This is a genomic window from Sporosarcina sp. P34, from assembly GCF_002743375.1.
Classification (GTDB): domain Bacteria; phylum Bacillota; class Bacilli; order Bacillales_A; family Planococcaceae; genus Sporosarcina.
Window position 1 is genome coordinate 164006 of the sequence record NZ_PDZC01000005.1, and the last position, 24485, is coordinate 188490.

Sequence of the window (24485 nt, forward strand, 5' to 3'; positions counted from 1 at the left end):
CTCTATACTTTGCAGCATAATTTATTTGATTTCTTCAGTTTGTAACGCTTTCGGCACAACGTTCGTATCGATCAAATCGTCTTCACTCGTGTGGATGCCAGGAATCGCTCGAGGAATCAACGGCAAGAAGAATAATGCAATGACGATGAAGCCCATTATTACCCACGATGTATTCACTATTGCTCCTACATTATTACCGCTTGCAGAGAAGATCGAGAAAGCAACGAGAGCTAATGATGCACCCATTCTCTGTGCAAGGTTTTCTATTACCGTATTCGTAAATGTCACGACATTCATTCGTTCGGTTGAAGCTTTGGATACGACAAGACCTTTAACTACGGGTGTTTGGAAACCTACACCGATACCGACCAGACTCATAGCAATGAACAAATACGTAAATGATGTAGTAAGTGTCACGAAATTTAACATGATGATTCCGGAAGAAAAGACAAGAATTCCCGATCCTATAACCAATCGCGCTGACAGCTTTTTCATAATTCTTCCGCTCAAATAGGCTGCGACCGATGTGCCAAGGAATACGGCCATCTGCAGGAAACCTACCGTTGTAGCGGCTTTTCCTTGGACGCTTTGTACAAAGAATGTTAATAAGTACATCACACCCGAGTAACCAAGGAAGATGAATACTGCAATTGTCGTAGGTACCCAGAAGTTCCGATTCGCAACGTACTCTAAATCAAGCAAAGGTGCTTTTTGTTTTTTCTCTACAAAGATCAAGATGATCAATGCAGTGACGAAGACTAGCAATGATGGAATCCACATTCCAGATTCGATTCCGAAACTGTTGATGAAGGTTGGAATCGTCAGCAAACCGAGCAATAGAGCGATGACGAAAATCAATCCGAGAACATCCAGCTTCTTACGTGCTTGTACTTTGACATGTGGAACGAAAGCAAAGAGTGCAATACCTAAACCACCAAGAATGGCAGTGAATATAAAGCTTGCCTGCCAGTTCGCCGTATCGACGATCATACCGCTGATGACCGGACCAAATACCGCACCGATTGTAATAAACGCCGCAAACGTTCCAATCGCTTTCGCGCGTTGTGTCCCGACCATGAATTTACCAGCATAGGCGATCCCCGATGGTGCAATCGCCGCGCCCGAAATACCTTTAAAGAATAAACCTAGAACGAGCACCCAGAAAGAAAACGAGAAGGCTACAAGCAATGATCCGATGACCATGAACATACCGCCAATTAGGATGACGATCTTCAATCCGAACGAATCTCCAATCCATCCAAGTAGTGGCTGGAATCCTGTCAAACCAATAGCCAGACCCAGTTGCATCCACACCGCATATCCTGGCGTCAGATTAAATTCCGCCAGCATATGCGGATATGCGGGAAGATGGGTTGCTAAACTTAACATAATAAAAAATGCTCCGAAACTTATGAATAAAAAACCCCTATTAATCGATTGATCTTTCAATGCCGCTTCATTCATATAGTGGCCTCCCTTTATCGATAATGTCATAGTTTTTACAAGCTTTATTCATTATGTCAAATCTAGTTGTGGTTTAAAGTGAAGATCTGCAGAAGGAGATTTCGATGTGCTTGGTGCAAAACCGAAGCTCTCCTGCCACAGATCAGTCGTTATTGGCTGTTTACCGGACATTGATGACACAAGCTTTTTCTACTGTATAATCCAGAACCGAGTCTGTACCGTAACCGCTCTCTTTAACGCCGCTAAACGGAAGATCTGCACCTACTCTAGCGTACGTATTGACCCAGACATTACCTGCTTGAAGCTTATCAATCATACGATGGGCCAGACTGAGATTTTGTGTCCATACGCCCGCTGCCAGACCAAAGTTCGTGTCATTCGCGATTTCAATGGCTTCTTCTTCCGTATCAAACGGAATAGCGACCGCCACAGGACCGAAAATTTCTTCACGAGCTAGTTTTGAACTGTTGTCCGCTACTTTAACGAGCGTAGGCTGCACCCAGTACCCGTTCGCGAATTCCGGTTGACCCGGCAGAACAGCTTCTCCACCATACTTTCCTCCGAAGACGACTTCATACTCTTCTTTTGTTGCCTCATCGATAAACCCGCAGACCGATTGGAATTGCGCTTCGTTCGCGATCGGCCCCATGGTGTTGCTCGTATCCAGAGTATTGCCGTGTTTGACGAATTCATTGTCCGTCATCAACTCTTTTAATTGCCCAATCACTTTGTCATAAATAGAGCGCTGAATTAGCATACGTGAACCTGCCACACAAATCTGGCCGGAGTTCGGTGTGAAGATGCCGTTGATCAATCCGTGTACCGCTTGATCAATGTCCGCATCTTCAAAGACGATATTCGGAGATTTTCCACCCAGTTCAAAGATCAACGACTTTGGTGAATGTGCTGTCGCTTTTGTGATGCGCTCCGCTGTTGCCTTCGATCCTGTCAAACTCACTTTATTTACTTCTTTGTGAGAGACGAGGTAATCCCCAATTTCACGACCTGCGCCCGAAATGACATTCAGTACGCCAGGCGGTAAAATATGTGAAATCAACTCCCCATATCGCAATGAACCGACCGCTGCACTCTCAGACGGTTTAATGATGACCGTATTCCCCGCCGCTAGCGCATAGGCAGCCTTAATCGTAAAAGTAAACAAAGGTGCGTTCCAAGGTAAAATTCCGACTACTACTCCGTATGGCTTACGTGAAGTAAAACCAAAATCTCCAGTGCCCATCTGGACTGTACGTCCTTGTGCACCTACGAGAGATGCCGCTCCTGCTGCGTCATACCAAACCTGCTTTAACACTTCCGCCAAATACTGATACTCATCTAGTACCCAGCCGTTATTACGCGTTTCAAGCTCAAGCAACTCCGCAGCATACTCGGGTATCATATCCCCGATCTTGCGCAGATAATCGCCGCGTGTACGGGCCGGTAGATCAGCCCAGCCTTCAAATGCTCCGCGTGCCGCCTGGATGACCAGTTCTGCATCTTCTTTCTTACTTGACGGGATCTTCGCCCACACTTCGCCTGTTGACGGGTCGATACTGTCGGCTACAGTCCCGTCTTGCGCCTGTACGATCTTGCCGTTAATAATATTGCCGTAAGTCGTCAATTTGGATTTCTCGGATACGTTCGTCATATGTTTTCCTCCTTCAAATTACCAGCCTAGTGAAGAGACTACTTTTTCTTGATAGAAAGGGGTGGATCCTAAATACTGATCATAATAGCGAGCGCGTTTGACAAATAGATGGCAATCGATTTCTTCCGTGAATCCGATTCCACCGTGGATTTGGATGTTATGTGCCGAGACTTCGATGAATTTCTCCGTCGCATATGTACGGGCGCTGTAAACGGCCGCTTGTCGGTCGAACTCATCCGTGTCCACTACCCAGTTGGCGTAATGACTGAGGGAACGTGCAATTTCCAAATGTACTTTCATGTTGACGATACTGTGTTTGATCGCCTGGAAACGTCCAATCGCTTGGCCGAACTGCTCGCGGATCTTCGCATATTCCGTCGCCATATGGACGACACTTTCCATTGCGCCGACAATGTATGAACTAAGTGCGGCGTTAAAGTACAACAGACCTTCTTGAAGCTGCATCCATCCCTTGTCTACTTCACCTATAATTTGCTCTTCGTTGATGACTAGATGATTGAATTCGATTTTCGCTACATGTTTTGATTCGTCAAAGGAAGATAACTTCTCGATGTTCATCCCTTCAGTCTTGTCGATCAACACAAGAGATAATCCGTCTTCTTGATCCTCTTGATTGGTGCGTACCAATAGGAGGAATGCATCTGCAAGTTCCGCTTCCGGTACAAGCGTCTTCGTGCCGTTTAGCACATACTGTCCACCCTGCTGCACCAATGTACATTGGATACCTGCTGGGGAGAAGTCATTGAAAGGCTCCAGTGCTGCGAATGAAACCAGTTTTTCTCCTGAGGCAATCGCTGGCAGATACTGTTGCTTCTGTTGCTCTGTTGCGTATTTCTTGAGCGTCGGTACTACCAACGCCGACGTTTCCATGAACAAGCCAGGTACTAGTGAACGTCCCATCTCTTCGAACGTCGGAACGAGATCGAGTGCATTTAGATCCATACCGCCGTATTCTTCAGGAATGTTGATACCGCTACATCCAAGTTCAGCTAATGTCGTGTACACTTTCTTCAGGTTTTGCGGATTATTGTCAATCATTTCTCGAGCTAGCTGTGTACCGCCGAATGTATCCAACATTTTGCGGATATGTCCACGGAACATTTCTTGCTCTTCTGTTAATGAAAAGTCCATATTTCATCCCTCCAAATCTATTAACGTCCCATATCTTTCGGCAATCCTAGTACGCGCTCACCAATCGTATTCCTCTGTACTTCACTCGTCCCTCCACCAATTGTCTGTCCGAATGAGGCGAGGAATACATGTTGCCACTTCGGATCCGCTACGGCATCTTTATCAAATAGCACGCCTTGATGTCCTTGAATCTCTACGGCAAATGCTGAGAGTGCCTGGTTCAATTCGGTTACTACCAATTTATCGATGGACGTTTCCGCTCCTGGTTGACCGTTTTTGATCGTAGTGGTCAAGTTTTTATAGTAATTCAGTAGCGATCCACGCACGCGGGCATAGAAATTCGCCAATTTTTGTCTGACTACAGGATTTTCAATCAATGGTTTGCCATTTACTTTATACTGCTGTGCCAGTTCCACTGTATCGTTAAATTGCTTTTCGAGTGTGAAGAGTTCCGCACCGATCCCCGTACGCTCATGGAGCATTAAGGCAATCAATACATGCCAGCCCGAGTCTACTTGTCCGACGATATCAGCATCGGTTGCTACAGCGTCTGTCATATACACTTCGTTAAAGTCTTTATGTCCATCCATCTGCACGATCGGAACCGTTTCGACTCCCGGTTGGTGCATATCCATCATGAACACGGTAATTCCACGGTGTTTCTTTTCTGGGTGCGTACTCGTTCTCGTCAACAGGAAACATTTATCCGCCACGTGGCCAAAACTTGTCCAGACTTTCTGGCCATTGATGAGCCAGCGATCGCCGTCTTTTACTGCACGTGTTTTCAAGCCTGTTAAATCAGACCCTGCGCCCGGCTCTGAATAGCCTTGGCACCATATTTCTTCACCCGTTAAGATTTTTTTCAAATATTTCTCTTTTTGTTCATCCGTTCCGATGTCGATCAATGTAGGACCTACCATATGGATCCCGATATAGTTGATGAGTGGCGGCGCTTTGACGCGTACCATTTCTTGGTGGTAGATGATTTCTTCCATCAAGGTGGCGTTGCGACCGCCATATTCTTTCGGCCAGGCGATGGCTGCCCATCCGCCTTCATACAATTTATTCTGCCATGCACGTAACACACGGGAGTATTCATCCAAGTCTTCGGGCAAGTCGCGCTTGCCTTCTAGCCAGCCTTCAGGAAGATTGGCTTCAAGCCATGTTCGTAGTTCGGTTCTAAATTTTTCTTCTTTTTTCGTGAAAGAGAAATCCATACTCGCTCATCCTTTCTATCTCGTCTATCGATCAGTTCATAGCCGGAATCCACTGGGGCAATGCACGATCTTCCGTAATATCCACCCATGTCATTTGGATCGGCATACCGATTTTCAAATCTTTTTCTTCACAATTCAATATATTGCCCATGATTTTCACTTCCGGCACTTTGTCGAGCTGTGCGAGCGCAATAATCGTCGGTAACTCATCTTGGAAGCCTGGTAAGAATGGGCGATAGGAAACCACATACGAATAGACTGTAGCTTTAATATCGTCGCCTAATTGTTGCCAGATGACATTTTCACTTCCGCATTTTGCGCACGTAGGGCCCGGCGGTTGTGAGTATGCCATACAGTCATCACATTTTTGCAGAGCTAGTTGATGTTGGTCCGCTGCATCCCAGTACGGAGCATTATCTAGATCCTTTAATGGAATGGGTTTTTGGTAAGCAGTCTTTGCTTGTGTCATAGTGATTCCTCCTAGTTTCGTAAGATCATGGCGCCTGCGATATCCGGTCCAGCCCAGCCTGTACAAATACCGATCTTGCACTCTTCTACTTGGCGGTCGGTTCCTTCGTAGTCATGGCGCAGCTGTCTAACGATTTCAATGGTATTGTTCATTCCGTGTGTGTACCCTTCGGATAGCATGCCGCCCGCTGTATTGGTTGGCAGTTTACCGCCGATCTTCAAGTTGCCTTCAGCGACAAAATCTCCCACTTCTCCGCGTTTCGCAAATCCGTATGCTTCAAGCTGTCGCATAACAACCCAGCTGAAACAGTCATAGATAGAGGCAACATCGATATCGTCCGGTGTCACACCCGCGTTTTCATAGAGCTCTTCCGCTACGTAATCAGAAGCGACTTGGTCGATATCATTCCAGTAGTGAGCGTGCGGATGACATTGTCTTGCCGCCATCCCCATGATATAGACCGGTTTTGACTTACAATCTTTCGCTTTTTCAGCAGACGTGACGATAATGGCATTTCCTTCATCGAGTTCCAGGCACGAATCATGGATATTGAAAGGAGAACTGATATCCGGTGTAGCAAGATAGTTTTCCATTGTTAACGGCTTACCATGCAGGAATGCTTTTGGATTTCGTTGTGCATGTTCATAGAAGCTCAAGCACACATGCCCGAGATGTTCTTTCGTAATGCCCGTCTCATGCATATGACGTGTCGCATACATGCCGAACCATTGCGATGGGCTTGCTGATCCGTACGGAATCACGAAGCTTCCGCCTGCAAGCGCCCCCTGTAGCATGTCAGGGTCATATCCGCGACCTACACGAGTCCCGGAACTACCATTCATGGAACGATAGATCAATACCGTGTTCAGCTGGCCTGCTTCAATGAGCGCCACTGCATCCGCAATGAGCATTTCCGTACTCGCTCCGCCACCCTGGATATCCTTCACATACTTTGGTCGTACACCAAGATACGTTGCCAGTTGGTGAGACGTACAGGAATCTCCTTCGTTATAGTTCATGAATCCGTCGATGTCCGTCACCTTCAAGCCCGCGTCTTTGATTGCTGCGTTGGCCGCATCAAGCGCCAAATGCAGAGGCGTGGTTCCCGATTTTCTTGAGCGTTCGCTCTCTCCTACGCCTACAATGGCATAGCGATCTTTAATAGTTCCCATAGCTAAATTCCCCCTATTTCACGTCTGTTTATGTCCGTTGTAAGATCGCGCTGCCTGATCCAACCACTTCGCCTGATACTTTCTCTGCCGTCAGATCAAGTGCGATCCATCTCTTGCCGTCTTCTTCATATGTTCGTCTGACTACACCCGAGCAGCGTATTTCATCGCCCGGTACCGTCATTTTGCCGAAACGCATCTTGAAATTTGCAACGCGTGCTTTTTTGCCAGCAACTTTCATCACATATTCCCCAAGGAAACCCATGATGAGCATGCCGTGCGCTATGACTCCATCCATTCCGATCTTCTGCGCAAACCCATCGTCCAGATGCAACGGATTAAAATCCCCTGAAGCACCTGCATATTGTGCAAGTTGCACTTTCGTAATCGGTGGCTTCATCATCGGTTCAAGTTTCTGATCCACGGTCAAATCTTCCAACACCCAATCTTTGATCATCTGAAGTCCCTCCCATTAATTTTTTGCTGCGCGATAGACGATATTCATTCGACTAATACAGACGAGTTCGCCCGCTTCGTCTTTCATTTCCGTATCGAGCTTCAGGAACTGCATCTTGCCGCTCTTTCCTTCTTTGTCATAGAGATCACGTACTTTGATCTGGCAACGTAGTTGATCGCCTATGCGGATCGGTTTGTAGTAGAGGAATTCTTGCTCGCCGTGCAACATCCGCCGGTGGTCCAGTTGTAAGGGCATTTTGACTTTGCCGTCGTTCATCGCAATCGGGAATGTTGGTGGGACAATTAGTCCTTCGTATGCCGATTCCTTCGCATACCCGTCGTCTGTATAGAGTGGATTGTCGTCTCCGATGGCGGTGGCGAACTGGCCGACATGCCGACTTTCGACTTCAAACACGTATTCGTCGCTCGTTAAGCCTATAACGCTTTTATCCAAGTCCATTTTCCATCCTCCTCTCATTTGGTGATGATCAATGCATCTGCTGCTACAATTCCGTCTTCGTAAACGATTAATGGGTTAATGTCTATTTCCTGAATAATATCCGAGTAGTCTTCAATTAATCTTGAAACTTTCAGTAACACGTCGATGATGGCTTCTTGATCGACGGGCTTTTTATTGCGTACGCCTTGTAGGATTTGATAGCCCTTCAAGCTTTCCATCATATCGATTGCATCTTGTCTTGTGATCGGTGCGACACGGAAAGATACATCTTTGAAGACTTCTACAAAGACACCGCCGAGACCAAACATGATGACAGGACCGAATGTTGGATCACTCGTCACACCCACGATGACTTCTACGCCTTCCGGCAACATTTCCTGGACGGATATGCCGTGAAGATCCGCTGTCGGGCAATGTTCTTTTGCGCTACTGTAGATTTCCCTAAACGCCTGTCGTACTTCTTGCCCGTTCTGGACATTCAGTCGAATGCCGTTGACTTCCGTCTTATGCGGTATATCAGGCGAATCAATTTTCATGACGACCGGATACCCCATGTTATTCGCAGCTTGTACTGCAGCATCTTCCGTCTTGGCAGTGATTCGCTTCGCCGTCCGAATACCGTACGCAGAGAGGATTTCGCTCGACTGCGATTCGCTCAACGTTTGATTGGCGGGTAACAGATGCTGGATGTTCGATACGTCCAATTCTGTTTTTGTAGGCTCATCGCTGATTTTGTGCGCTTTTCTGTACGCCTCTGCATAATCCACTAATTTTGCCAACGAGCGGATAGGATTCATGTCACCGAGAATGAACGGAATGCCGTTGTGCTCGAGATACTGGACACCTTTTGGAATCGACATGCCTTTTAGCGGGAAGTTCGATATCATCACGAACTTATCCGAGTTCTTGCAAATATTGACGAATTCCTGAAGGAGCGGTGTATTTTCATCCCAGTGAATAGGGAACTCAGGAAATAAGATAATGTCCGTATCGGGATCCTTGACGAGTACTTTTAATGGTGCGAGATACAATTCCGGATTGGTGATCGATGCGGCCGCCGTTAAATCAACCGGATTGGAAGCGCTTGCAAAACCAGGAATGTTTTTCTCAATTTCTTTTCGCACTTTATCGCTTAGCGCATGGATGTTTAATCCGTACGACTCACAACGATCCGCTTCGTTGATTCCTCTGCCGCCTGAACTCGTGACGATCACAGTATTTTTGCCTGTCGGGAGTTTATTGGCCAAGAATAATTTAGAGAATGAAAGAATGTCATCGTAATCGTCTGCACGCACAATGCCCGCTTGCTTGAAGAATCCGTCATACACTTGATCAGCACCCGCCAATGAGCCGGTATGGGATGCCGCTGCACGACTGCCTGCGCTGCTTCGTCCGGACTTCATGATGACGATCGGTTTATTGATTTGAAGTGCGAATTTCGCTAGTTTCCGTAACTTCGCTGCGTTTTTCTCGCCTTCCAAATAGCCGCTTGCTACTTTTGTTTTTGGGTCATGCAACATGTATTCAATGACGTCAGAGAAGCTTACATCGACTTCATTGCCGACACTGACGAAGTAATTAAACGTCAATCCATGTTGAGCTGCCGCAATATACGTCAACACACCAAACGCACCGCTTTGCGTAACAAATCCCACTTCACGTTTCTTGCCAAGTGGCACATTTGTGAGTCCTGGAGAGAATGTCCCCATCAAGCCATTTGTTGTATTGAGAAGTCCTACACAGTTCGGGCCGATCAATCGTATATCGTATTGTTCAGCGATTTCTTTCAGGCGGTTTTGTGCGATCATTCCTTCTTCGCCGATCTCCGAGTAGCCGGATGCAAAGACAATCGCCGCCTTAACACCGCTTTCACCGCAATCGATCAAACATTTCTCCACCTGATGAATGCCGACACAGAGAATAGCCAAATCGACTGGTTCCGGTGTATCGCCTACGCTTGCGTAACAAGGTAATTCCCCAATTTCATTCGCTGTAGGATGGATGGGGTAGATCGCGCCTTCAAAGCCTGCATCTAGTAGCGCTTTCAATTGCAAGTAACCTATTTTATTCGTGTTTTCCGAAGCGCCTAGTACGGCTACTCTTTTTGGGTTAAATAAGGGATCCAGATCAATATTCGATGGTAGTACTTCATTCATCATTTTCATCATCTCTTCACCTCTACGCTTTCTTATCATCTATTTCTATTGACTTGCTTGAGTAGAATCATAGCAAAGGGGGTTTTCCATTATCTTTTCTTTTTTGCGTTAAATAATTAATGTTATTAGGAGTGGAATGAGTAAACGAACAGACGCTCATCGCTTGATGTGTAAGCACTTTTATTGTGTATTATTTCCCGATTAGTCAAGATAGACCCGACTTTTGTGCAAGATGGCCTCGACTCTAAAGAGGGATGAGCGCTTTTTCTGTAGAAGTCTGGGGTGATGGCGCATCGTTTATGAAAGGTTTTTCGTAATCTGAAACGCAAAACAACGCAAAAAAGCGTCCCATGAAGTGATGTAACTTCATGGGACGCTCTCTTATTAGTTATTGACTATCCTTCTTCACTGTCACTACTTGCACGATTGGTCCGTCTTTCGCTTCGTCCACTACAGAACTTCCTGTAGACTGGCGATTAGTGTTTTTTATCGACATCGGCTCAACCTCTATCTTTAGACCTTTAGATGTGTGAATCACGAACTCTTCATCGTCTTTCACAAGCTTCATATCTACCACTCGATAAGGATTGGATTTTAGCTCTTTAATGATTGTGACACCTCGTAGTGCTCTAGAGCTTGTCTCGAATTCTGAAATGTTCATTCTTTTGACAGTTCCACGTTGTGTCGCTACAAATACATTACGTGCTTGCTCTGTAATCACTTCAAATGCCACCAACTCGTCCCCGGCTTTGAGATTGATTCCCTTGACGCCGCCTGTACGTATACCGGTAATGGCGAGCTCTGACAAGGCAAATCGAAGCGAATAGGCTTGTTTACTTACCAATAATACGTCTTCTTTACCCGTTATAACCCGTGCACCTACCAATCGATCGTCTTTCTTGACGTTCATTGCTTTGAATGTACGGTTAAAACGTTGCACTTGGAAGTCGGTCAGTTTCGAAATTTTCACATTCCCATTGGATGAAGCAGTCAAAATACTGCTATTTTCATCAAATTTTTCAAGGGCGATCACGTCGACCAGCTCTTCACCTGGTTCAAGTCCGCAAATACTGGATAGATGCTGGCCTAAATCACGCCAGCGGATCTCTGGCAGCTCGTGGACTGGTTGGTAGATGTAATTACCGAATGATGTGAACAACAGTAAGTGATGCTGTGTATTCAGTGCAGATTCGATTAGATTATAATCATGTTCTCTCATTTCTTGACCTTTTCCACCCGAAGCGGAGTACGAACGCATGCTGGTGCGTTTGACATAGCCGCCTTTTGTGACGGATACCATGACTTCTTCGCTAGGGATCAGAATATCGAGATCCACTTTCAGTTCCTCAATTTTTTCTTCAATTACGGAACGGCGTGGTTCGGAAAATTGCTTGCGGATGGCTTTGATTTCTTTCACCAAAACAGATTTCAATTTAGCTTCGCTTGCAAGAACCGCTTCTAACTCTTTGATCAAGTCACGTAGTTCTTGTTCCTCACGTTTTAATTCTGTTATATCTGTATTGGTCAATCGGTATAGTTGCAATGAAACAATGGCTTCTGCTTGAACTTCAGTGAATTCATAGGCATTGACCAAGTTCAACTTCGCATCTTTCTTATCTTTTGACGCGCGAATGGTCTTAATGACTTCATCGAGGATCGATAAGGCTTTTATTAAGCCGTCTACGATATGTAATCGTTCTTTCGCTTTGCGGATATCGAAGGTAGAACGTCGTGTAATCACCTCTTTTTGATGATCAATATACGCGTCCAGAAGCATCGGAAGAGACATTAACATCGGACGTCTGCCCGCAATCGCAATCATATTGAAGTTGTACGTGATCTGTAGATCTGTATGCTTCAATAAAAACTGCATGATGGCTGTGCCGTCGATTTCTTTCTTCAACTCCACGACGATGCGCATGCCTGTACGGTCGGATTCATCACGAATTTCCGCAATACCGTCTAGACGACGGTCATGGCGCAGTTCATCCATCTTCTTCACTAAATTGGCTTTATTGACATCATACGGGATTTCCGTAATGACAATTTGAGATTTACCTGCCTTTAACTGCTCAATTTCCCACAACGCGCGGATAATGAAACGCCCTTTACCTGTCTTATAAGCAGTACGGATACCATCTGTTCCTTGAATAATCGCACCTGTCGGGAAATCGGGCCCAGGAATGACCGTCATTAGCTCATCCACGCTGACATCCGGCTTTTTCAAGCGCATCAACACGGCATCGATCACTTCATGCAGTGCGTGAGGTGGAATATCGGTCGCATATCCTGCAGAGATACCCGTAGAACCATTCACTAGCAAATTCGGGAAACGCCCAGGTAAAACGGTTGGTTCAAGTTCTGTATCGTCAAAGTTGAATGCAAAATCGACTGTTTCTTTGCGAATATCGCGCAACATCTCACTCGCGATAGCAGACAGTCGTGCTTCGGTATAACGCATTGCGGCCGCGGAGTCTCCATCGACCGAACCATTATTTCCTTGCATATCTATCATCTCATGACGCAGTTTCCATGATTGACTCATCCGGACCATTGCATCATAGACGGACGTATCACCGTGCGGGTGATAGTTACCGATTACGTTACCGACAGTTTTTGCGGATTTACGGAACGCTTTTTCATGTGTATTGCCTTCATGGAACATCGCATACAAAATACGACGTTGTACCGGCTTTAATCCGTCCCGTGCATCTGGAATTGCACGGTCTTGGATTATATATTTACTATAACGCCCAAAACGGTCACCAATTACTTCTTCCAAGGGCAGATCTTGAAACGTTCCTGACTGTGTCATTCCGTATCCCCCTCAACATGTATATATGCATTATCTAAAATATTATGTTCTTCAATCAAGCCGAAATCGACATTCTCTTCAATCCATTTACGACGTGGTTCGACTTTATCACCCATCAATGTGGTCACGCGACGCTCAGATTTCGCTCCATCTTCAATCGTCACACGGATCAACGTTCGTGTCGAAGGATCCATCGTCGTTTCCCATAATTGATCCGCGTTCATCTCCCCAAGACCTTTGTAGCGTTGAAGCATATAGCCTTTTCCAACTTTTTCGATAGCTGCCTCTAGATCATCATCCGTCCACGCGTAAGCCAGCTTCTCATTTTTACCGGCACCTTTAAATACTTTGAATAAAGGCGGCAGTGCGATATACACTTTACCGGCTTCAATTAACGGCTTCATATAGCGATAGAAGAATGTCAAGAGCAGCACTTGAATGTGCGCACCATCGGTATCCGCATCGGTCATAATAATCACTTTATCGTACGCAGCATCTTCAATTTGGAAATCGGCACCCACTCCAGCACCGACAGCATGGATGATCGTGTTGATTTCTTCATTTTTCATAATGTCTTCAAGTTTCGCTTTTTCGGTATTGATGACTTTACCACGAAGCGGCAAAATGGCTTGGAACGTACGATCACGTCCTTGCTTTGCTGAACCGCCAGCGGAATCACCTTCAACTAGATATAACTCATTCTTCGCAGCATTACGTGATTGTGCCGGGGATAATTTACCGGATAACAGTGTATCGGATTTCTTACGTTTCTTTCCTGAACGCGCATCTTCACGCGCTTTTCGTGCGGCTTCACGTGCTTGTTGTGCACGGATTGCTTTACGGACAAGGTTTGCGCTCAGTTCTGCATTTTCTTCAAGGAAATACAGCATTTTTTGCGAAATGACGGCATCTGTCACCGTTCGTGCTTCACTCGTGCCGAGTTTACCTTTTGTTTGGCCTTCAAACTGCAAAATTTCTTCCGGGATCCGTACGGAAACGATCGCCGCAATTCCTTCACGGATATCCGAGCCATCGAGATTTTTATCTTTTTCTTTCAATAAACCTGCTTTACGTGCATATTCATTCACCACACGTGTCATCGCAGCTTTCGCGCCGGTTTCGTGCGTCCCTCCATCTTTAGTTCGGACGTTGTTAACGAAGGAAAGAATCGTTTCCGCATAACCGTCGCTGAACTGGAACGCAAATTCGACTTCAATGCCGTCGACTTCACCTTCGAGATACGCTACGTCATGTAAAACTTCTTTTTCTTCATTCAAATAGGCGACAAACGCTTCAATACCCGATTCGTAATGAAAGATATCTTGCTTATCTGTAGTTTCTTCTGTTAGCGTAATCTTTAAACCTTTCAATAGAAAAGCGGACTCACGCAATCTTTCTGCCAGTGTGTCATATTGATATTTAATTGTCGAGAAGATCGTCGTATCCGGTTTAAAATGGATCATGGTTCCTGTCTCTCGAGTTTTACCGATTTCTTCAAGGGTTGTAGCCGGATTACCGCCATGCTCAAAGCGCTGGTGAAATTTCTTGCCTTCTCGATAAATCGTCACTTCTAGCCACTCGGACAATGCATTGACAACGGATGCCCCTACACCGTGTAAGCCACCACTCGTTTTGTAGCCGCCTTGTCCAAACTTACCACCTGCATGCAAGACTGTCATAATTACTTCGGCAGTTGGTTTCCCTGATTCATGCTTCCCGGTCGGCATACCACGCCCGTAGTCTCGTACGCTGACACTGCCGTCTGTATGGATGGTGACGTCAATTTCATGTCCGAAGCCAGCTAATGCTTCATCCACCGAGTTATCTACTATTTCGTAGACTAAGTGATGCAGACCTCTCGTGTCAGTCGAACCGATGTACATTCCCGGCCTTTTTCGTACTGCTTCCAAGCCTTCTAAAATTTGAATGGAACTATCATCATACGTATTTTGTATTTTCTGTTTCGCCAAAATGAAACCCCCGTCAAACAAATGTTCTATTATTTTAATCATACATCTTCTGATAAACCTTGTCAAATCAACGTTTTGTTTCAGCTCAACCTATTGTATAGAAGAAATGTACGGAATGCAACGAGCAAACCATGACAACACACCGAACGATTTACGCGGAAATTCCTTTTTCGGGCTGTTCTTCATCTTCCTCTAGAATTCTATTATTGTCCAGAACTTATGCATCTGCTACACTAATAATAAAATAGTTTATCATGCATAAAGGGGTTCACTATGGAAAATTACGTTATCATTCTGGCAGCTTATTTGCTCGGCTCCATCCCTTCCGCTCTGTGGATCGGCAAACTTTTTTATGGAACGGATGTTAGACAGCATGGCAGTGGAAACATGGGTGCGACGAATACATTTCGGGTGCTCGGAAAAAAAGCTGGTATCGTCGTCACATTGCTAGATATCTTCAAAGGAACGGCGGCTGTCTTATTGCCGTTATTGCCAGTATTCCACGATACAGCGATTCATCCGTTGATTCTCGGAGTCGTCGCGGTACTTGGACACATCTTCCCTATTTTTGCAGGACTAAGAGGCGGAAAAGCAGTTGCGACTTCTGGTGGGGTATTGCTTGGTTATAATTGGCCCATTTTCTTACTAGTCGTCATAACGTTTTTAATTGCGTTAAAACTGACAAAGATGGTATCGTTAACCTCTATCATCGTGTCTGTCATGGGACCGCTATACTGTCTCATATATTACTTTATGGGTGGCGATCTATATTTATTTTTAGTCATCGCATTGATGGGCCTCTTCATTTTTTATCGCCATCGTGACAATATTAGTCGGATTAAGAATGGAACCGAACCGAAAGTGAAATGGCTATAGGTTTTTCCACTGGAAAGGATGTATGGAGCATGAATATTCACCTATCCGAACAAGCCATTCTTTGGTTTGAAGAAGAAATGGAAGTTGCTACAGGCGATTATGTTAAGTTTTTTGCGCGTTATGGCGGATCCAGTCCACTACATGAAGGTTTTTCCCTAGGTATTACAAAAGAAGAACCAGACGAACTGGCAGTCGAAAACGTCGTGAACGGCGTGCATTATTACATAGAAGAACGAGATCTTTGGTTCTTCGATGGACATGACTTGCATATTGATGCCGATTCGGCAACGGAAGAATTATCTTTTGACTATGAAGTAGCATAAATGGCAAATAAAATGGTAAGCATCACTCCTATCAAGAGCGATGCTTACCATTTTTTAATCGGTGTAATTGATGTAATTGCCCTTCTTGCCTCAAAATTTCCACTTGACGTTCCCCAAGTAAATCGAAATGCGGATATTTTTCGCGTGCGTGGATCCATTCTGGCTGTAAACCGTACGTATTTCCCCACTTTATGAGCTTTTCGACATCACTGCATCCCGCTTTTGTGACAGTATTGACTGTCGGAAAGCGGTCATCTACCCAATAATGTGTCAAAAACGCAATTTCCTCACGCTGCACCGCATTTTTCCACTCTTTTAATTGCTGTCGATCGATTCCAAATGCCATCAACCTTCGCCTCGCTGAATTTTCGTGTACGTTGCATCCCACTCTGGATGAATTTTGGCCAAGGATACCGGTCGGAAGTTCTCTTTTTTCACTACTACGTGCTCAGAAACACCGGTGGCGGCAATCGATCCGTCTGCATGCAGGATTTCATAGCCATAGACCGTACGTAGCTTGCCGTGCGACTCGACCCACGTTTTGACAGTAATGGTCTCACCGTATGTAATCGACTTCTTATACTTCACTGACAGCTCAGTTACAGGCGCTAAGTAGCCGTCGCGCTCAAGCTGTGCATATTCGTATCCGAGGTCTTTGATCAGCGTAGTGCGGCCGATTTCCATCCAAATTAAATAGTTGGCATGGTACACGACGCCCATCTGATCGGTTTCTGCGTATCGCACTTCGATTTCTTTTTCACTTGTAAACATGTGATCACCTCATGGTCTAGTATAGCGAACAGGAAAGTGAATTGCTTGTGATAGACATTATAGGGGTGAAGAATGTAGGTGGAGACGTGGAGCTGTGAGCGGATACGGCTTACGTATGAGCGGACACACATGAACTATGAGCGCTTAGGCGAAATTATTGAGCGCCGACGCGATGGTTTCCACAATATCCTCGCTAGTCAAACTGTAACACGCGAAAAAAGATGCTCGGCTAAGCCGAGCACCTTGATCTATTCTATATTACTTTGCTGCTAATTTATTACGTAGAACCATTTGAAGGATGCCGCCATGACGGTAGTAGTCTACTTCAACTTCAGAGTCGAAACGAGCTAGTACTTCAAATTCAGTTTCCTTGCCGTCTGGAGCTTTCGCTGTAACTTTAAGGATTGAACGTGGTTTTACGCCTTCAGCGATATTCACACAGATTTCTTCTTCACCAGTTAAGCCTAGAGATTCAACGTTTTCACCATTGATGAATTGAAGTGGAAGTACACCCATCATCACGAGGTTAGAACGGTGGATACGCTCGAAGCTTTCTACGATAACTGTTTTGATGCCAAGCAAGTTTGTACCTTTTGCTGCCCAGTCACGTGAAGAACCCATTCCGTAGTCTTTACCACCAAGGATAGCTAGACCTGTACCGTCTTCTTGATACTTCATAGCTGCATCATAGATCGGCATAACTTCTTTGTTCGGCCAGTACGTAGTGAATCCACCTTCAGTGCCAGCTGCGATTTGGTTACGAATACGAATATTCGCAAACGTTCCGCGCATCATGACTTCGTGGTTACCACGACGTGAACCGTAAGAGTTGAAGTTACGTGGCTCTACGCCATTTTCACGCAAGTAGAGACCAGCCGGTGTATTCAAACCGATCGCTCCTGCAGGTGAAATGTGGTCAGTCGTGATAGAATCACCGAACTTACCGATTACACGCAAGCCGTTAAGCGGTTCGATATTACCTGGTTCTTTCGAAAGGTTTTCGAAGAACGGTGGGTTTTGGATATACGTTGAAGACTCATCGAAATTGTATAGTGAATCGTCAGTCGTTTCAATTGCATTCCATGCTTCGTTTTCAGTGAATACGCGAGCATATTCTTTACGGAACAATTCAGGTGTAACTGTAGCGTTCAATACATCGTTCACTTCTTGTGTAGAAGGCCAGATGTCTTTGAAGAATACGTCGTTGCCGTCTTTATCTGTTCCGATTGGGTCTTTTGCAAAGTCAATGTTCACTGTTCCAGCTAGTGCATAGGCTACAACGAGTGGAGGTGAAGCCAAGTAGTTCGCTTTCACAAATGGGTGTACGCGGCCTTCAAAGTTACGGTTACCTGATAGGACAGATGTAACTAGAAGATCTTCGTCACCGATTGTTTTTTCGATTTCCGGAAGCAATGGACCGGAGTTACCGATACATGTAGTACATCCGTAACCTACAGTGTTGAATCCGATTTGATCCAAGTAATTAGTTAGACCTGAATCGTTCAAGTAGCCTGTTACGACTTTTGAACCCGGAGCCAATGAAGTTTTAACGTATGCAGGAGGTGTAAGACCTTTTTCAACAGCCTTCTTCGCAACCAATCCAGCCGCTAACATAACGTAAGGGTTAGATGTGTTTGTACAAGAAGTGATAGCTGCGATTGCCACGTCACCCGTTTTCAGCTCAACTTTACGTCCGTCTTCGAACTTAATTGTGCCTTTTTTCTTCAACTCTTTTGGTGTTAAACCAAAGCCTTGTGTTCCTTCTGGAGCTACAACTGCGTCTTTGAACGACTGTTGCATTTCAGTTAATGGAATCAAGTCTTGTGGACGTTTAGGACCTGAAAGGTTTGCAGCGATATCGCCAAGGTTGATTTCTACAACTTTAGTGAATGTCGGCTCTTCCTTTTCAGGAGTGAAGAACATATCGTTTTCGATCAAGTATTGCTTAACGACTGCAATGTGCTCTTCGTCGCGGCCTGTTAAGCGCATATAGTTAAGTGACTCTTCGTCAACCGGGAAGAATCCACAAGTAGCACCATATTCAGGCGCCATGTTTGCGATTGTCGCACGGTCAGCAAGTGGCAATTTAGAAACGCCAGGGCCGAAGAACTCAACGAATTTACCTACAACACCTTGTGCACGAAGGGTTTGCGTTACTTTAAGCGCTAAGTCCGTTGCAGTTGTGCCGTCTGGAAGATCGCCAACCAATTTTACACCGATAACTTCTGGAATCGGGAAATATGAAGGTTGTCCAAGCATTCCTGCTTCTGCTTCGATACCCCCAACACCCCATCCAAGTACACCGATACCGTTGATCATGGTTGTATGGGAGTCCGTTCCAACTAATGTATCTGGGTATGTTTCGAATGATCCATCTTCGTTTTCAACCGCGTGAACAACGTTTGCTAGATATTCAAGGTTTACTTGGTGAACGATCCCCGTTGCAGGTGGTACTGCACGGTAGTTATCGTACGCTTTTTGTGCCCAGCTCAAGAACTGGTAACGCTCAGCATTACGTTCAAATTCAAGTTCCATGTTTAGTTGTAGAGCTTCTTGCGTACCATAGCTATCTACTTGTACAGAGTGGTCAATTACTAGATCCACTGGAATTTCAGGATTGATCTCGTTTGGATCTCCACCTAGTTCGTTCATTGCAGAACGCAATGAAGCCAAGTCTACTACTACAGGAACTCCTGTGAAGTCTTGTAGAATTACACGTGAAGGTTTGAATGGAACTTCAGCATCTGCGTTTTGTACAGTGCCCCATTTAGCCAAATCTTCTACATGATCGTCCTTGATCACGTATCCGTCGTGTTGACGAAGTACGGATTCTAGTAGTACTCTTACAGAATAAGGAAGTTTCGATACTTTTGTTAGTCCTGCTTCTTCTAAAGCTTTCAAACGGTAGTAGTTATACGTCTTGTCGTTTACTTTGAAAGACTGACGGCTATTATGCAAGTTGCTTTTTGCCATTTTATGTTTCCTCCCTTTATGTACTGAAAGACGAAAAGTGCACATCTTTCCTCTACTCCATCTTAGTATAGCAAAGAACAATAGTAAAATACATATAATTTATAGGTATACATAAGAAAAGCTTATGACTAATCGCGATTTCATTAAGAATTCTCAATTAGTCGTTTCTATTCTCAAATAGCGTCACTTTCTCTCGTAAAAATGCCGTTTATGACATTTACTGTATATATATTTTGGGAAAATAATAAATAACTATTTTATGTTTTATTGGAAACCATGTATGATAATGAATCCAACTATGTCTTTACATATGTTTAGACACTGAGACGCCACTATGAGAAAATAAAGAAAAGGAGAGGTTTTGTATGAAGAAAGCATTACTCGTTATAGATTATACAGTAGATTTTGTAGCAAGGGACGGTGCATTGACTTGCGGTGATCCAGGTATCGCACTTGAGCAGTATATTGTGGAGCAAACAACGGATTATGTACAACACCAATTGCCAGTGTTCGTCATTAATGACGTGCATGAAAAAAATGATCCGTACCATCCGGAAAGCAAACTATTCCCTCCGCACAACATTCGAGGCACAGAAGGCAGAAATCTTTATGGGAAACTGCATGATCTCTATACCGAATATAAACAAGAAATTATGTGGATGGATAAAACACGCTACAGTGCATTTGCCGGAACAGATCTCGATATCCAATTGCGCGCACGCGGTATTACGGAAATCCATCTTATGGGTGTATGCACAGATATTTGCATCTTACATACTGCAGTCGATGCGTACAACCTGGGCTACACGATGGTCGTTCATGAAGGCGGCGTCGCAAGTTTCAACGCAGCAGGCCACGACTGGGCTCTCTCTCACTTCCAAAACACATTGGGCGCAACCGTGATAGCGAAATAAAGTCAGACAAACGTTCAGCAGGTATTTGACCTGTCTGAACTTTTTTTATCGAAAAATGTTTGAGGTATTAAAAAGATGGTAATACCAATACTAAGCGAGAGCTACATAACATAATGAAAAGGAGATGAGCAGCATGAGCTTTTTATGGTTCTTAATTATCGGAGGTATCATTGGTTGGCTAGCTGGACTTATTGTAGGTAGAGATATTCCCGGCGGTATCATTGGTAACATCATTGCAGGTATTGTAGGTGCATGGATTGGTGGTGCACTATTAGGCGAATGGGGTCCACAGATCTCTAGTTTCTATTTCGTACCCGCGTTAATCGGTGCGATCGTACTTGTATTCATTGTTAGCTTGATTATGAAGAGTATGCGCAGAGCTTCATAATACTAAACATCAAAACGTGGAGTTGCCCATTCAGGGCGCTTCACGTTTTTTTAGACGAGATTTTGCCATTCATTCATCTACGCGCGCATAGTTCATGCGTACCCGCTCTATAATCGATGGGAAGCGCTCTATAAAAGTTGACAATCGCTCTATCTAGTTCCGTAATCGCTCATACTTTACGTCAACCGCTCTATCACAACCTGCAACCGCTCTAATGGCCAGCTTCTTGAACTTCCCCTTCCACTTTACAGCAATCAAAAAACGCGGAGCCACCAGATTCGGTGACACCACGTTTCATTTCTTCACTTGCTTCTCTGTTGCCTTGCGTTGCTCCTCGAACTCATTGTAATACCATAATACATCTTCTACATATTGCTCGCTGTGATTATAAGTGAAAACAGCCTTCGGTATATCCCCGTCTGCGGCACCGCTATCCGACAGATAATGGGCGGCGCTGAAGATGGCATCTTCTATATCAAATGGGTCCGCTATTCCGTCACCGTTTGCATCGACACCGTAACCACCGTATTGCTTAATCACCGCTGGATCGATCTTATCACGTTCAGGAATATCTCCTTTGCCTAATTCCTTGCAACCAGGATAATCCCAGCCGACGAACGTACATGGCATGAACTGCATCGGTCCTTCTGCACCAACTGGTGAGACGTCAGCTTTCATTGTAGAGAACCTGGTCTCAATGCGGTGATGCGCTGCAAGCAATGTCCACGGAATATTGTATTCTTTTGCTGCCTCGATATAGATTGGAATAAATTCCTGTGGGACGGCTTCTCCCGTTTTTCGATCTTGAATATGAAATAACGCCGTGGCTGTTTCTTTGATCGTGTCGTGTTTTCCGAAATTCACCCAAAGAATGGCGGAAATCGTAAAGAGCGTGACAGCAACAGGTACTAATAAAACCAAAAAAGCGACCATAACTCGTCCCGATCGACTGAGCCTCTTTTTCTTTAATTTCTTCATTGCCTCATCCCTTCAGTTGATTACTTGCCTTCTTTGATGAGTGCTTTCATGTCTTTTACGATTGTATCATATTGCACGTCTTCGTTCCCACCATATAATTTTACGACTTCATTGTTCTGATTCACCAAGCCGAATGAAACGCCATGGATAACTTGATCATCATTCGGGATTTGCTTCACTAATTGTTTAAACGATGAAGCCGCTAATTTTTCAATGGTCTTCATATCGTAACCTGTCAGCATCTGCCATTTACTTTCATCGGGCGCACTGAACATGTCGAGATACTTCCCGAGTTCTTCCGGTGTATCCACATCCGGGTCTACACTGAATGACACGATATGGTAATCCTCGATGTTATTGTCAATCAATTTTTCCTGCAATGTAACCATATTACTCATCATCGGCGGACAAACGGTTGTACATTTCGTGAATACAAACTGCGCTAGCCATACAGAGCCTTTCAAGTCTTCATCGGTTACAGTTTCATTGTGTTGGTTGGTGAATTCAAATGAATCCACTTTATATTTATGATCGGGCTTAAAACCGCCACCACACGCACTCAACATCAGCACGAATAGGAGTGTCAACGGTACCAAAAGCTTTTTATACATTTTCGATTCCTCCACCTTTTAATAGTCACTTTATCATAACGAAAGTTCACGAGTCATACAAGGTGAAGGCAGACTCCATTTTGGCTAAATCTTGTCGGAATCATGAAGTTCCTATGAAGTCATCTGTTTTTGATGTCTGAGAGAACGCCATGAATCGCCTCTAGCTTCACTTCCAAACGATGCAGTAGATAAAACGATACGAAAATCGGAAATCCGACATCTTGTATGAGCTGTAGCCAGTGCTCCATTGTTCACTCCTCCTCTCTGACATTCGATGAAAAAGCCGGCTTCCAGTACGTGACTGAAAACCGGCTGTAACTTATCGACTGACGATGTTTCGTGTATCACGTGCGACGATTCGTGCACCTTTGATCGTGGCGAGTGGGGATTCTTCGATGAGGAAAATATTGCTTTGGATCACTTGCTGCATAACCGCTTCGACTTGACCTTGTGTAATGTCTTCATCGGGTTCATCCACCGTTAATGTGACCGGCTTATTCGCCGCGGTTAAAAATGTTAATTCCAATACTTTTGCCATATGCGCTCTCCTCCTGTACGATTTTAGTTATGAAGATCTTCTGTTACGACTTTCTCGATCTGAATGAGTGGGTAGCTTGATAATGAAGCAAGTTGTGTCAAAGCGGTGTACATATTTGCCGGTGTTGCGTCGTCATTGATGAATTTGTACGTTTTAATCTTGCGGATGAAGTGACCTTTCTCGTTAACGCCTGCATTAAAGTGGATCTTCGCCGTAGCCTGATTGAATTCTAGTGTTGCTGCCATGTGTATCACCTCCTTTCATCCGCTATATAGACGAAAAAAGTGAAAAGGATACTTTGTTAGTGAAATATTTCTCATTTCCTTTTATAATGAAGGGTAGAATGGAAGAGGTGAAAAAACCGTGCCAGACCTATTTATGTGGTTTATTATATTTTGGGGTATTGTGATGATCGGCTTATTCGCTATCGGTGGATTCTTCATGTTCCGGAAGTTCCTGAAAGTATTGCCGAAAGAAGACGGAAAATCGACGCTGGATTGGGAAGAGCATTACGTCAATGAGTCGTTGCATCTGTGGAATGACGAGGCGAAAAGCATGCTCAACGAACTCGTTACGCCTGTGCCGGAATTGTTCCGCGACGTGGCGAAGCAGAAGATCGGTGCCAAGATCGGTGAGATTGCGTTAGAAGATCGTGCCAAAACTATTGAATTTGATCATATTATCAAGGGGTATATCCTTGCTACACCAAAGCGCGACCATAACTTCTTACGCAAGAAACTCAGGCAGATGGAAATTGATGTCCAGCCATATGAGCATTTGTTTACGTGACTATAGAAACAGGATGTCCCTAGTAATGGGACGTCCTGTTTTTGTGTGGTTTTGAGTATGTAGTTCAAGTTCATAAGTTCAGTGAGCTGGGGGATACGTCATGGGATGGAAGCTCCAGCTGGCGGACGCTTTCCTATGGGCATGGCTGGCCTCCTCGCCCGGTAAGTGCAAAGGCATGCTCCTAACGCTTCGCTTTTACTCGCAAAAGCCGTTTTTCGTTACGGCTAGTGCAAACATATGCTCCTAACGCTTCGCTTTTACTCGCAAAAGCCGTTCTTCGTTACGGCTAGTGCAAACATATGCTCCTAACGCTTCGCTTTTACTCGCAAAAGCCGTTCTTCGTTACGG

General features: G+C 44.8%; 24 protein-coding genes. 5 read left to right on the plus strand and 19 right to left on the minus strand.

Annotated features, from left to right (window positions below):
- Positions 1–21: 21 nt before the first annotated feature.
- The 11 genes from CSV63_RS09950 to parE all read right to left on the minus strand — a co-directional run bounded on the left by CSV63_RS09950 (position 22) and on the right by parE (position 15018).
- On the minus strand, positions 22–1464 hold the full coding sequence (locus CSV63_RS09950) for an MFS transporter (protein ID WP_099695675.1): 1443 nt from the start codon (positions 1462–1464) through the stop codon (positions 22–24).
- A 160-nt stretch (positions 1465–1624) separates the two neighbouring features.
- Entirely contained in the window at positions 1625–3112 is a 1488-nt protein-coding gene (locus tag CSV63_RS09955; protein WP_099695676.1) for an aldehyde dehydrogenase family protein, read from the minus strand.
- Positions 3113–3130: 18 nt separating this feature from the next.
- A complete protein-coding gene (locus tag CSV63_RS09960) occupies positions 3131–4264 on the minus strand; it encodes an acyl-CoA dehydrogenase family protein (protein WP_099695677.1) in 1134 nt (377 codons plus the stop codon).
- Between the two features lie 20 nt (positions 4265–4284).
- On the minus strand, positions 4285–5481 hold the full coding sequence (locus tag CSV63_RS09965) for an acyl-CoA dehydrogenase family protein (protein WP_099695678.1): 1197 nt from the start codon (positions 5479–5481) through the stop codon (positions 4285–4287).
- Positions 5482–5512: 31 nt separating this feature from the next.
- Positions 5513–5950, minus strand: coding sequence for a Zn-ribbon domain-containing OB-fold protein (locus CSV63_RS09970; protein ID WP_099695679.1), 438 nt, complete (start codon positions 5948–5950; stop codon positions 5513–5515).
- A gap of 11 nt (positions 5951–5961) precedes the next feature.
- Entirely contained in the window at positions 5962–7122 is a 1161-nt protein-coding gene (locus tag CSV63_RS09975; RefSeq protein WP_099695680.1) for a thiolase C-terminal domain-containing protein, read from the minus strand.
- 28 nt (positions 7123–7150) lie between these two features.
- Entirely contained in the window at positions 7151–7576 is a 426-nt protein-coding gene (locus CSV63_RS09980) for a MaoC/PaaZ C-terminal domain-containing protein (protein WP_099695681.1), read from the minus strand.
- A gap of 15 nt (positions 7577–7591) precedes the next feature.
- Positions 7592–8035, minus strand: a complete 444-nt coding sequence (locus CSV63_RS09985) for an FAS1-like dehydratase domain-containing protein (RefSeq protein ID WP_099695682.1) — start codon at positions 8033–8035, stop codon at positions 7592–7594.
- Between the two features lie 14 nt (positions 8036–8049).
- Positions 8050–10203 carry an acetate--CoA ligase family protein gene (locus CSV63_RS09990; RefSeq protein WP_233192031.1) on the minus strand — a complete coding sequence of 718 codons (2154 nt, stop codon included), beginning with the start codon at positions 10201–10203 and terminating at the stop codon, positions 8050–8052.
- 376 nt (positions 10204–10579) lie between these two features.
- Entirely contained in the window at positions 10580–13006 is a 2427-nt protein-coding gene (gene parC, locus CSV63_RS09995; RefSeq protein WP_099695683.1) for a DNA topoisomerase IV subunit A, read from the minus strand.
- Entirely contained in the window at positions 13003–15018 is a 2016-nt protein-coding gene (parE, locus tag CSV63_RS10000) for a DNA topoisomerase IV subunit B (protein ID WP_233192033.1), read from the minus strand. The genes parC and parE overlap by 4 nt, the downstream gene beginning before the upstream one ends.
- A 231-nt stretch (positions 15019–15249) precedes the next feature.
- On the opposite strand from parE, the gene plsY reads away from it, so the two are divergent.
- Positions 15250–15852: a glycerol-3-phosphate 1-O-acyltransferase PlsY gene (plsY, locus tag CSV63_RS10005; RefSeq protein ID WP_099695685.1), complete on the plus strand. Its 603-nt coding sequence runs from the start codon at positions 15250–15252 to the stop codon at positions 15850–15852.
- Positions 15853–15881: 29 nt separating this feature from the next.
- Positions 15882–16175: a HesB/YadR/YfhF family protein gene (locus CSV63_RS10010; protein WP_099695686.1), complete on the plus strand. Its 294-nt coding sequence runs from the start codon at positions 15882–15884 to the stop codon at positions 16173–16175.
- Positions 16176–16206: 31 nt separating this feature from the next.
- On the opposite strand, the gene CSV63_RS10015 is transcribed toward CSV63_RS10010, so the two are convergent.
- From CSV63_RS10015 to acnA, 3 genes are all read right to left on the minus strand, one after another.
- Positions 16207–16521, minus strand: a complete 315-nt coding sequence (locus CSV63_RS10015; protein WP_099695687.1) for a hypothetical protein — start codon at positions 16519–16521, stop codon at positions 16207–16209.
- Complete coding sequence (locus CSV63_RS10020) at positions 16521–16946, minus strand: acyl-CoA thioesterase (RefSeq protein WP_099695688.1); 426 nt, start codon at positions 16944–16946, stop codon at positions 16521–16523. The genes CSV63_RS10015 and CSV63_RS10020 overlap by 1 nt, the downstream gene beginning before the upstream one ends.
- A gap of 258 nt (positions 16947–17204) precedes the next feature.
- A complete protein-coding gene (acnA, locus tag CSV63_RS10025; protein ID WP_099695689.1) occupies positions 17205–19919 on the minus strand; it encodes an aconitate hydratase AcnA in 2715 nt (904 codons plus the stop codon).
- Between the two features lie 365 nt (positions 19920–20284).
- Here acnA and CSV63_RS10030 point away from each other — a divergent pair, with 365 nt between their 5' ends.
- Together CSV63_RS10030 and CSV63_RS10035 are read left to right on the plus strand one after the other, a co-directional pair.
- Entirely contained in the window at positions 20285–20833 is a 549-nt protein-coding gene (locus tag CSV63_RS10030; protein WP_099695690.1) for a cysteine hydrolase family protein, read from the plus strand.
- Between the two features lie 133 nt (positions 20834–20966).
- On the plus strand, positions 20967–21221 hold the full coding sequence (locus tag CSV63_RS10035; protein WP_099674783.1) for a GlsB/YeaQ/YmgE family stress response membrane protein: 255 nt from the start codon (positions 20967–20969) through the stop codon (positions 21219–21221).
- A 294-nt stretch (positions 21222–21515) separates the two neighbouring features.
- Here CSV63_RS10035 and CSV63_RS10040 read toward each other — a convergent pair whose 3' ends face one another.
- From CSV63_RS10040 to CSV63_RS10060, 5 genes are all read right to left on the minus strand, one after another.
- Positions 21516–22199: a lytic transglycosylase domain-containing protein gene (locus CSV63_RS10040; RefSeq protein ID WP_099695691.1), complete on the minus strand. Its 684-nt coding sequence runs from the start codon at positions 22197–22199 to the stop codon at positions 21516–21518.
- Between the two features lie 20 nt (positions 22200–22219).
- Positions 22220–22810 (minus strand): SCO family protein, encoded by a 591-nt coding sequence (locus CSV63_RS10045; protein WP_099695692.1) that lies wholly within the window; start codon positions 22808–22810, stop codon positions 22220–22222.
- A 119-nt stretch (positions 22811–22929) separates the two neighbouring features.
- The gene (locus CSV63_RS10050; RefSeq protein ID WP_081241957.1) at positions 22930–23058 is read right to left on the minus strand and encodes a YvrJ family protein; all 129 of its coding nucleotides are present in this window, start codon (positions 23056–23058) and stop codon (positions 22930–22932) included.
- Positions 23059–23129: 71 nt separating this feature from the next.
- The gene (locus CSV63_RS10055; protein ID WP_099632293.1) at positions 23130–23348 is read right to left on the minus strand and encodes a DUF2922 domain-containing protein; all 219 of its coding nucleotides are present in this window, start codon (positions 23346–23348) and stop codon (positions 23130–23132) included.
- Between the two features lie 23 nt (positions 23349–23371).
- Positions 23372–23593 carry a DUF1659 domain-containing protein gene (locus CSV63_RS10060; protein WP_099695693.1) on the minus strand — a complete coding sequence of 74 codons (222 nt, stop codon included), beginning with the start codon at positions 23591–23593 and terminating at the stop codon, positions 23372–23374.
- A 133-nt stretch (positions 23594–23726) separates the two neighbouring features.
- Here CSV63_RS10060 and CSV63_RS10065 point away from each other — a divergent pair, with 133 nt between their 5' ends.
- Positions 23727–24137, plus strand: a complete 411-nt coding sequence (locus CSV63_RS10065; RefSeq protein WP_099695705.1) for a DUF2621 domain-containing protein — start codon at positions 23727–23729, stop codon at positions 24135–24137.
- Positions 24138–24485: the final 348 nt, after the last annotated feature.

Excerpts from the sequence above, each read along its gene's own strand:
- CSV63_RS09950 (WP_099695675.1), bottom strand. The coding sequence starts at position 1,464 with ATGAATGAAGCGGCATTGAAAGATCAATCGATTAATAGGGGTTTTTTA.
- CSV63_RS09955 (WP_099695676.1), bottom strand. The coding sequence starts at position 3,112 with ATGACGAACGTATCCGAGAAATCCAAATTGACGACTTACGGCAATATT.
- CSV63_RS09960 (WP_099695677.1), bottom strand. The coding sequence starts at position 4,264 with ATGGACTTTTCATTAACAGAAGAGCAAGAAATGTTCCGTGGACATATC.
- CSV63_RS09965 (WP_099695678.1), bottom strand. The coding sequence starts at position 5,481 with ATGGATTTCTCTTTCACGAAAAAAGAAGAAAAATTTAGAACCGAACTA.
- CSV63_RS09970 (WP_099695679.1), bottom strand. The coding sequence starts at position 5,950 with ATGACACAAGCAAAGACTGCTTACCAAAAACCCATTCCATTAAAGGAT.
- CSV63_RS09975 (WP_099695680.1), bottom strand. The coding sequence starts at position 7,122 with ATGGGAACTATTAAAGATCGCTATGCCATTGTAGGCGTAGGAGAGAGC.
- CSV63_RS09980 (WP_099695681.1), bottom strand. The coding sequence starts at position 7,576 with ATGATCAAAGATTGGGTGTTGGAAGATTTGACCGTGGATCAGAAACTT.
- CSV63_RS09985 (WP_099695682.1), bottom strand. The coding sequence starts at position 8,035 with ATGGACTTGGATAAAAGCGTTATAGGCTTAACGAGCGACGAATACGTG.
- CSV63_RS09990 (WP_233192031.1), bottom strand. The coding sequence starts at position 10,203 with ATGATGAAAATGATGAATGAAGTACTACCATCGAATATTGATCTGGAT.
- parC (WP_099695683.1), bottom strand. The coding sequence starts at position 13,006 with ATGACACAGTCAGGAACGTTTCAAGATCTGCCCTTGGAAGAAGTAATT.
- parE (WP_233192033.1), bottom strand. The coding sequence starts at position 15,018 with ATGATTAAAATAATAGAACATTTGTTTGACGGGGGTTTCATTTTGGCG.
- plsY (WP_099695685.1), top strand. The coding sequence starts at position 15,250 with ATGGAAAATTACGTTATCATTCTGGCAGCTTATTTGCTCGGCTCCATC.
- CSV63_RS10010 (WP_099695686.1), top strand. The coding sequence starts at position 15,882 with ATGAATATTCACCTATCCGAACAAGCCATTCTTTGGTTTGAAGAAGAA.
- CSV63_RS10015 (WP_099695687.1), bottom strand. The coding sequence starts at position 16,521 with ATGGCATTTGGAATCGATCGACAGCAATTAAAAGAGTGGAAAAATGCG.
- CSV63_RS10020 (WP_099695688.1), bottom strand. The coding sequence starts at position 16,946 with ATGTTTACAAGTGAAAAAGAAATCGAAGTGCGATACGCAGAAACCGAT.
- acnA (WP_099695689.1), bottom strand. The coding sequence starts at position 19,919 with ATGGCAAAAAGCAACTTGCATAATAGCCGTCAGTCTTTCAAAGTAAAC.
- CSV63_RS10030 (WP_099695690.1), top strand. The coding sequence starts at position 20,285 with ATGAAGAAAGCATTACTCGTTATAGATTATACAGTAGATTTTGTAGCA.
- CSV63_RS10035 (WP_099674783.1), top strand. The coding sequence starts at position 20,967 with ATGAGCTTTTTATGGTTCTTAATTATCGGAGGTATCATTGGTTGGCTA.
- CSV63_RS10040 (WP_099695691.1), bottom strand. The coding sequence starts at position 22,199 with ATGAAGAAATTAAAGAAAAAGAGGCTCAGTCGATCGGGACGAGTTATG.
- CSV63_RS10045 (WP_099695692.1), bottom strand. The coding sequence starts at position 22,810 with ATGTATAAAAAGCTTTTGGTACCGTTGACACTCCTATTCGTGCTGATG.
- CSV63_RS10050 (WP_081241957.1), bottom strand. The coding sequence starts at position 23,058 with ATGGAGCACTGGCTACAGCTCATACAAGATGTCGGATTTCCGATTTTC.
- CSV63_RS10055 (WP_099632293.1), bottom strand. The coding sequence starts at position 23,348 with ATGGCAAAAGTATTGGAATTAACATTTTTAACCGCGGCGAATAAGCCG.
- CSV63_RS10060 (WP_099695693.1), bottom strand. The coding sequence starts at position 23,593 with ATGGCAGCAACACTAGAATTCAATCAGGCTACGGCGAAGATCCACTTT.
- CSV63_RS10065 (WP_099695705.1), top strand. The coding sequence starts at position 23,727 with ATGTGGTTTATTATATTTTGGGGTATTGTGATGATCGGCTTATTCGCT.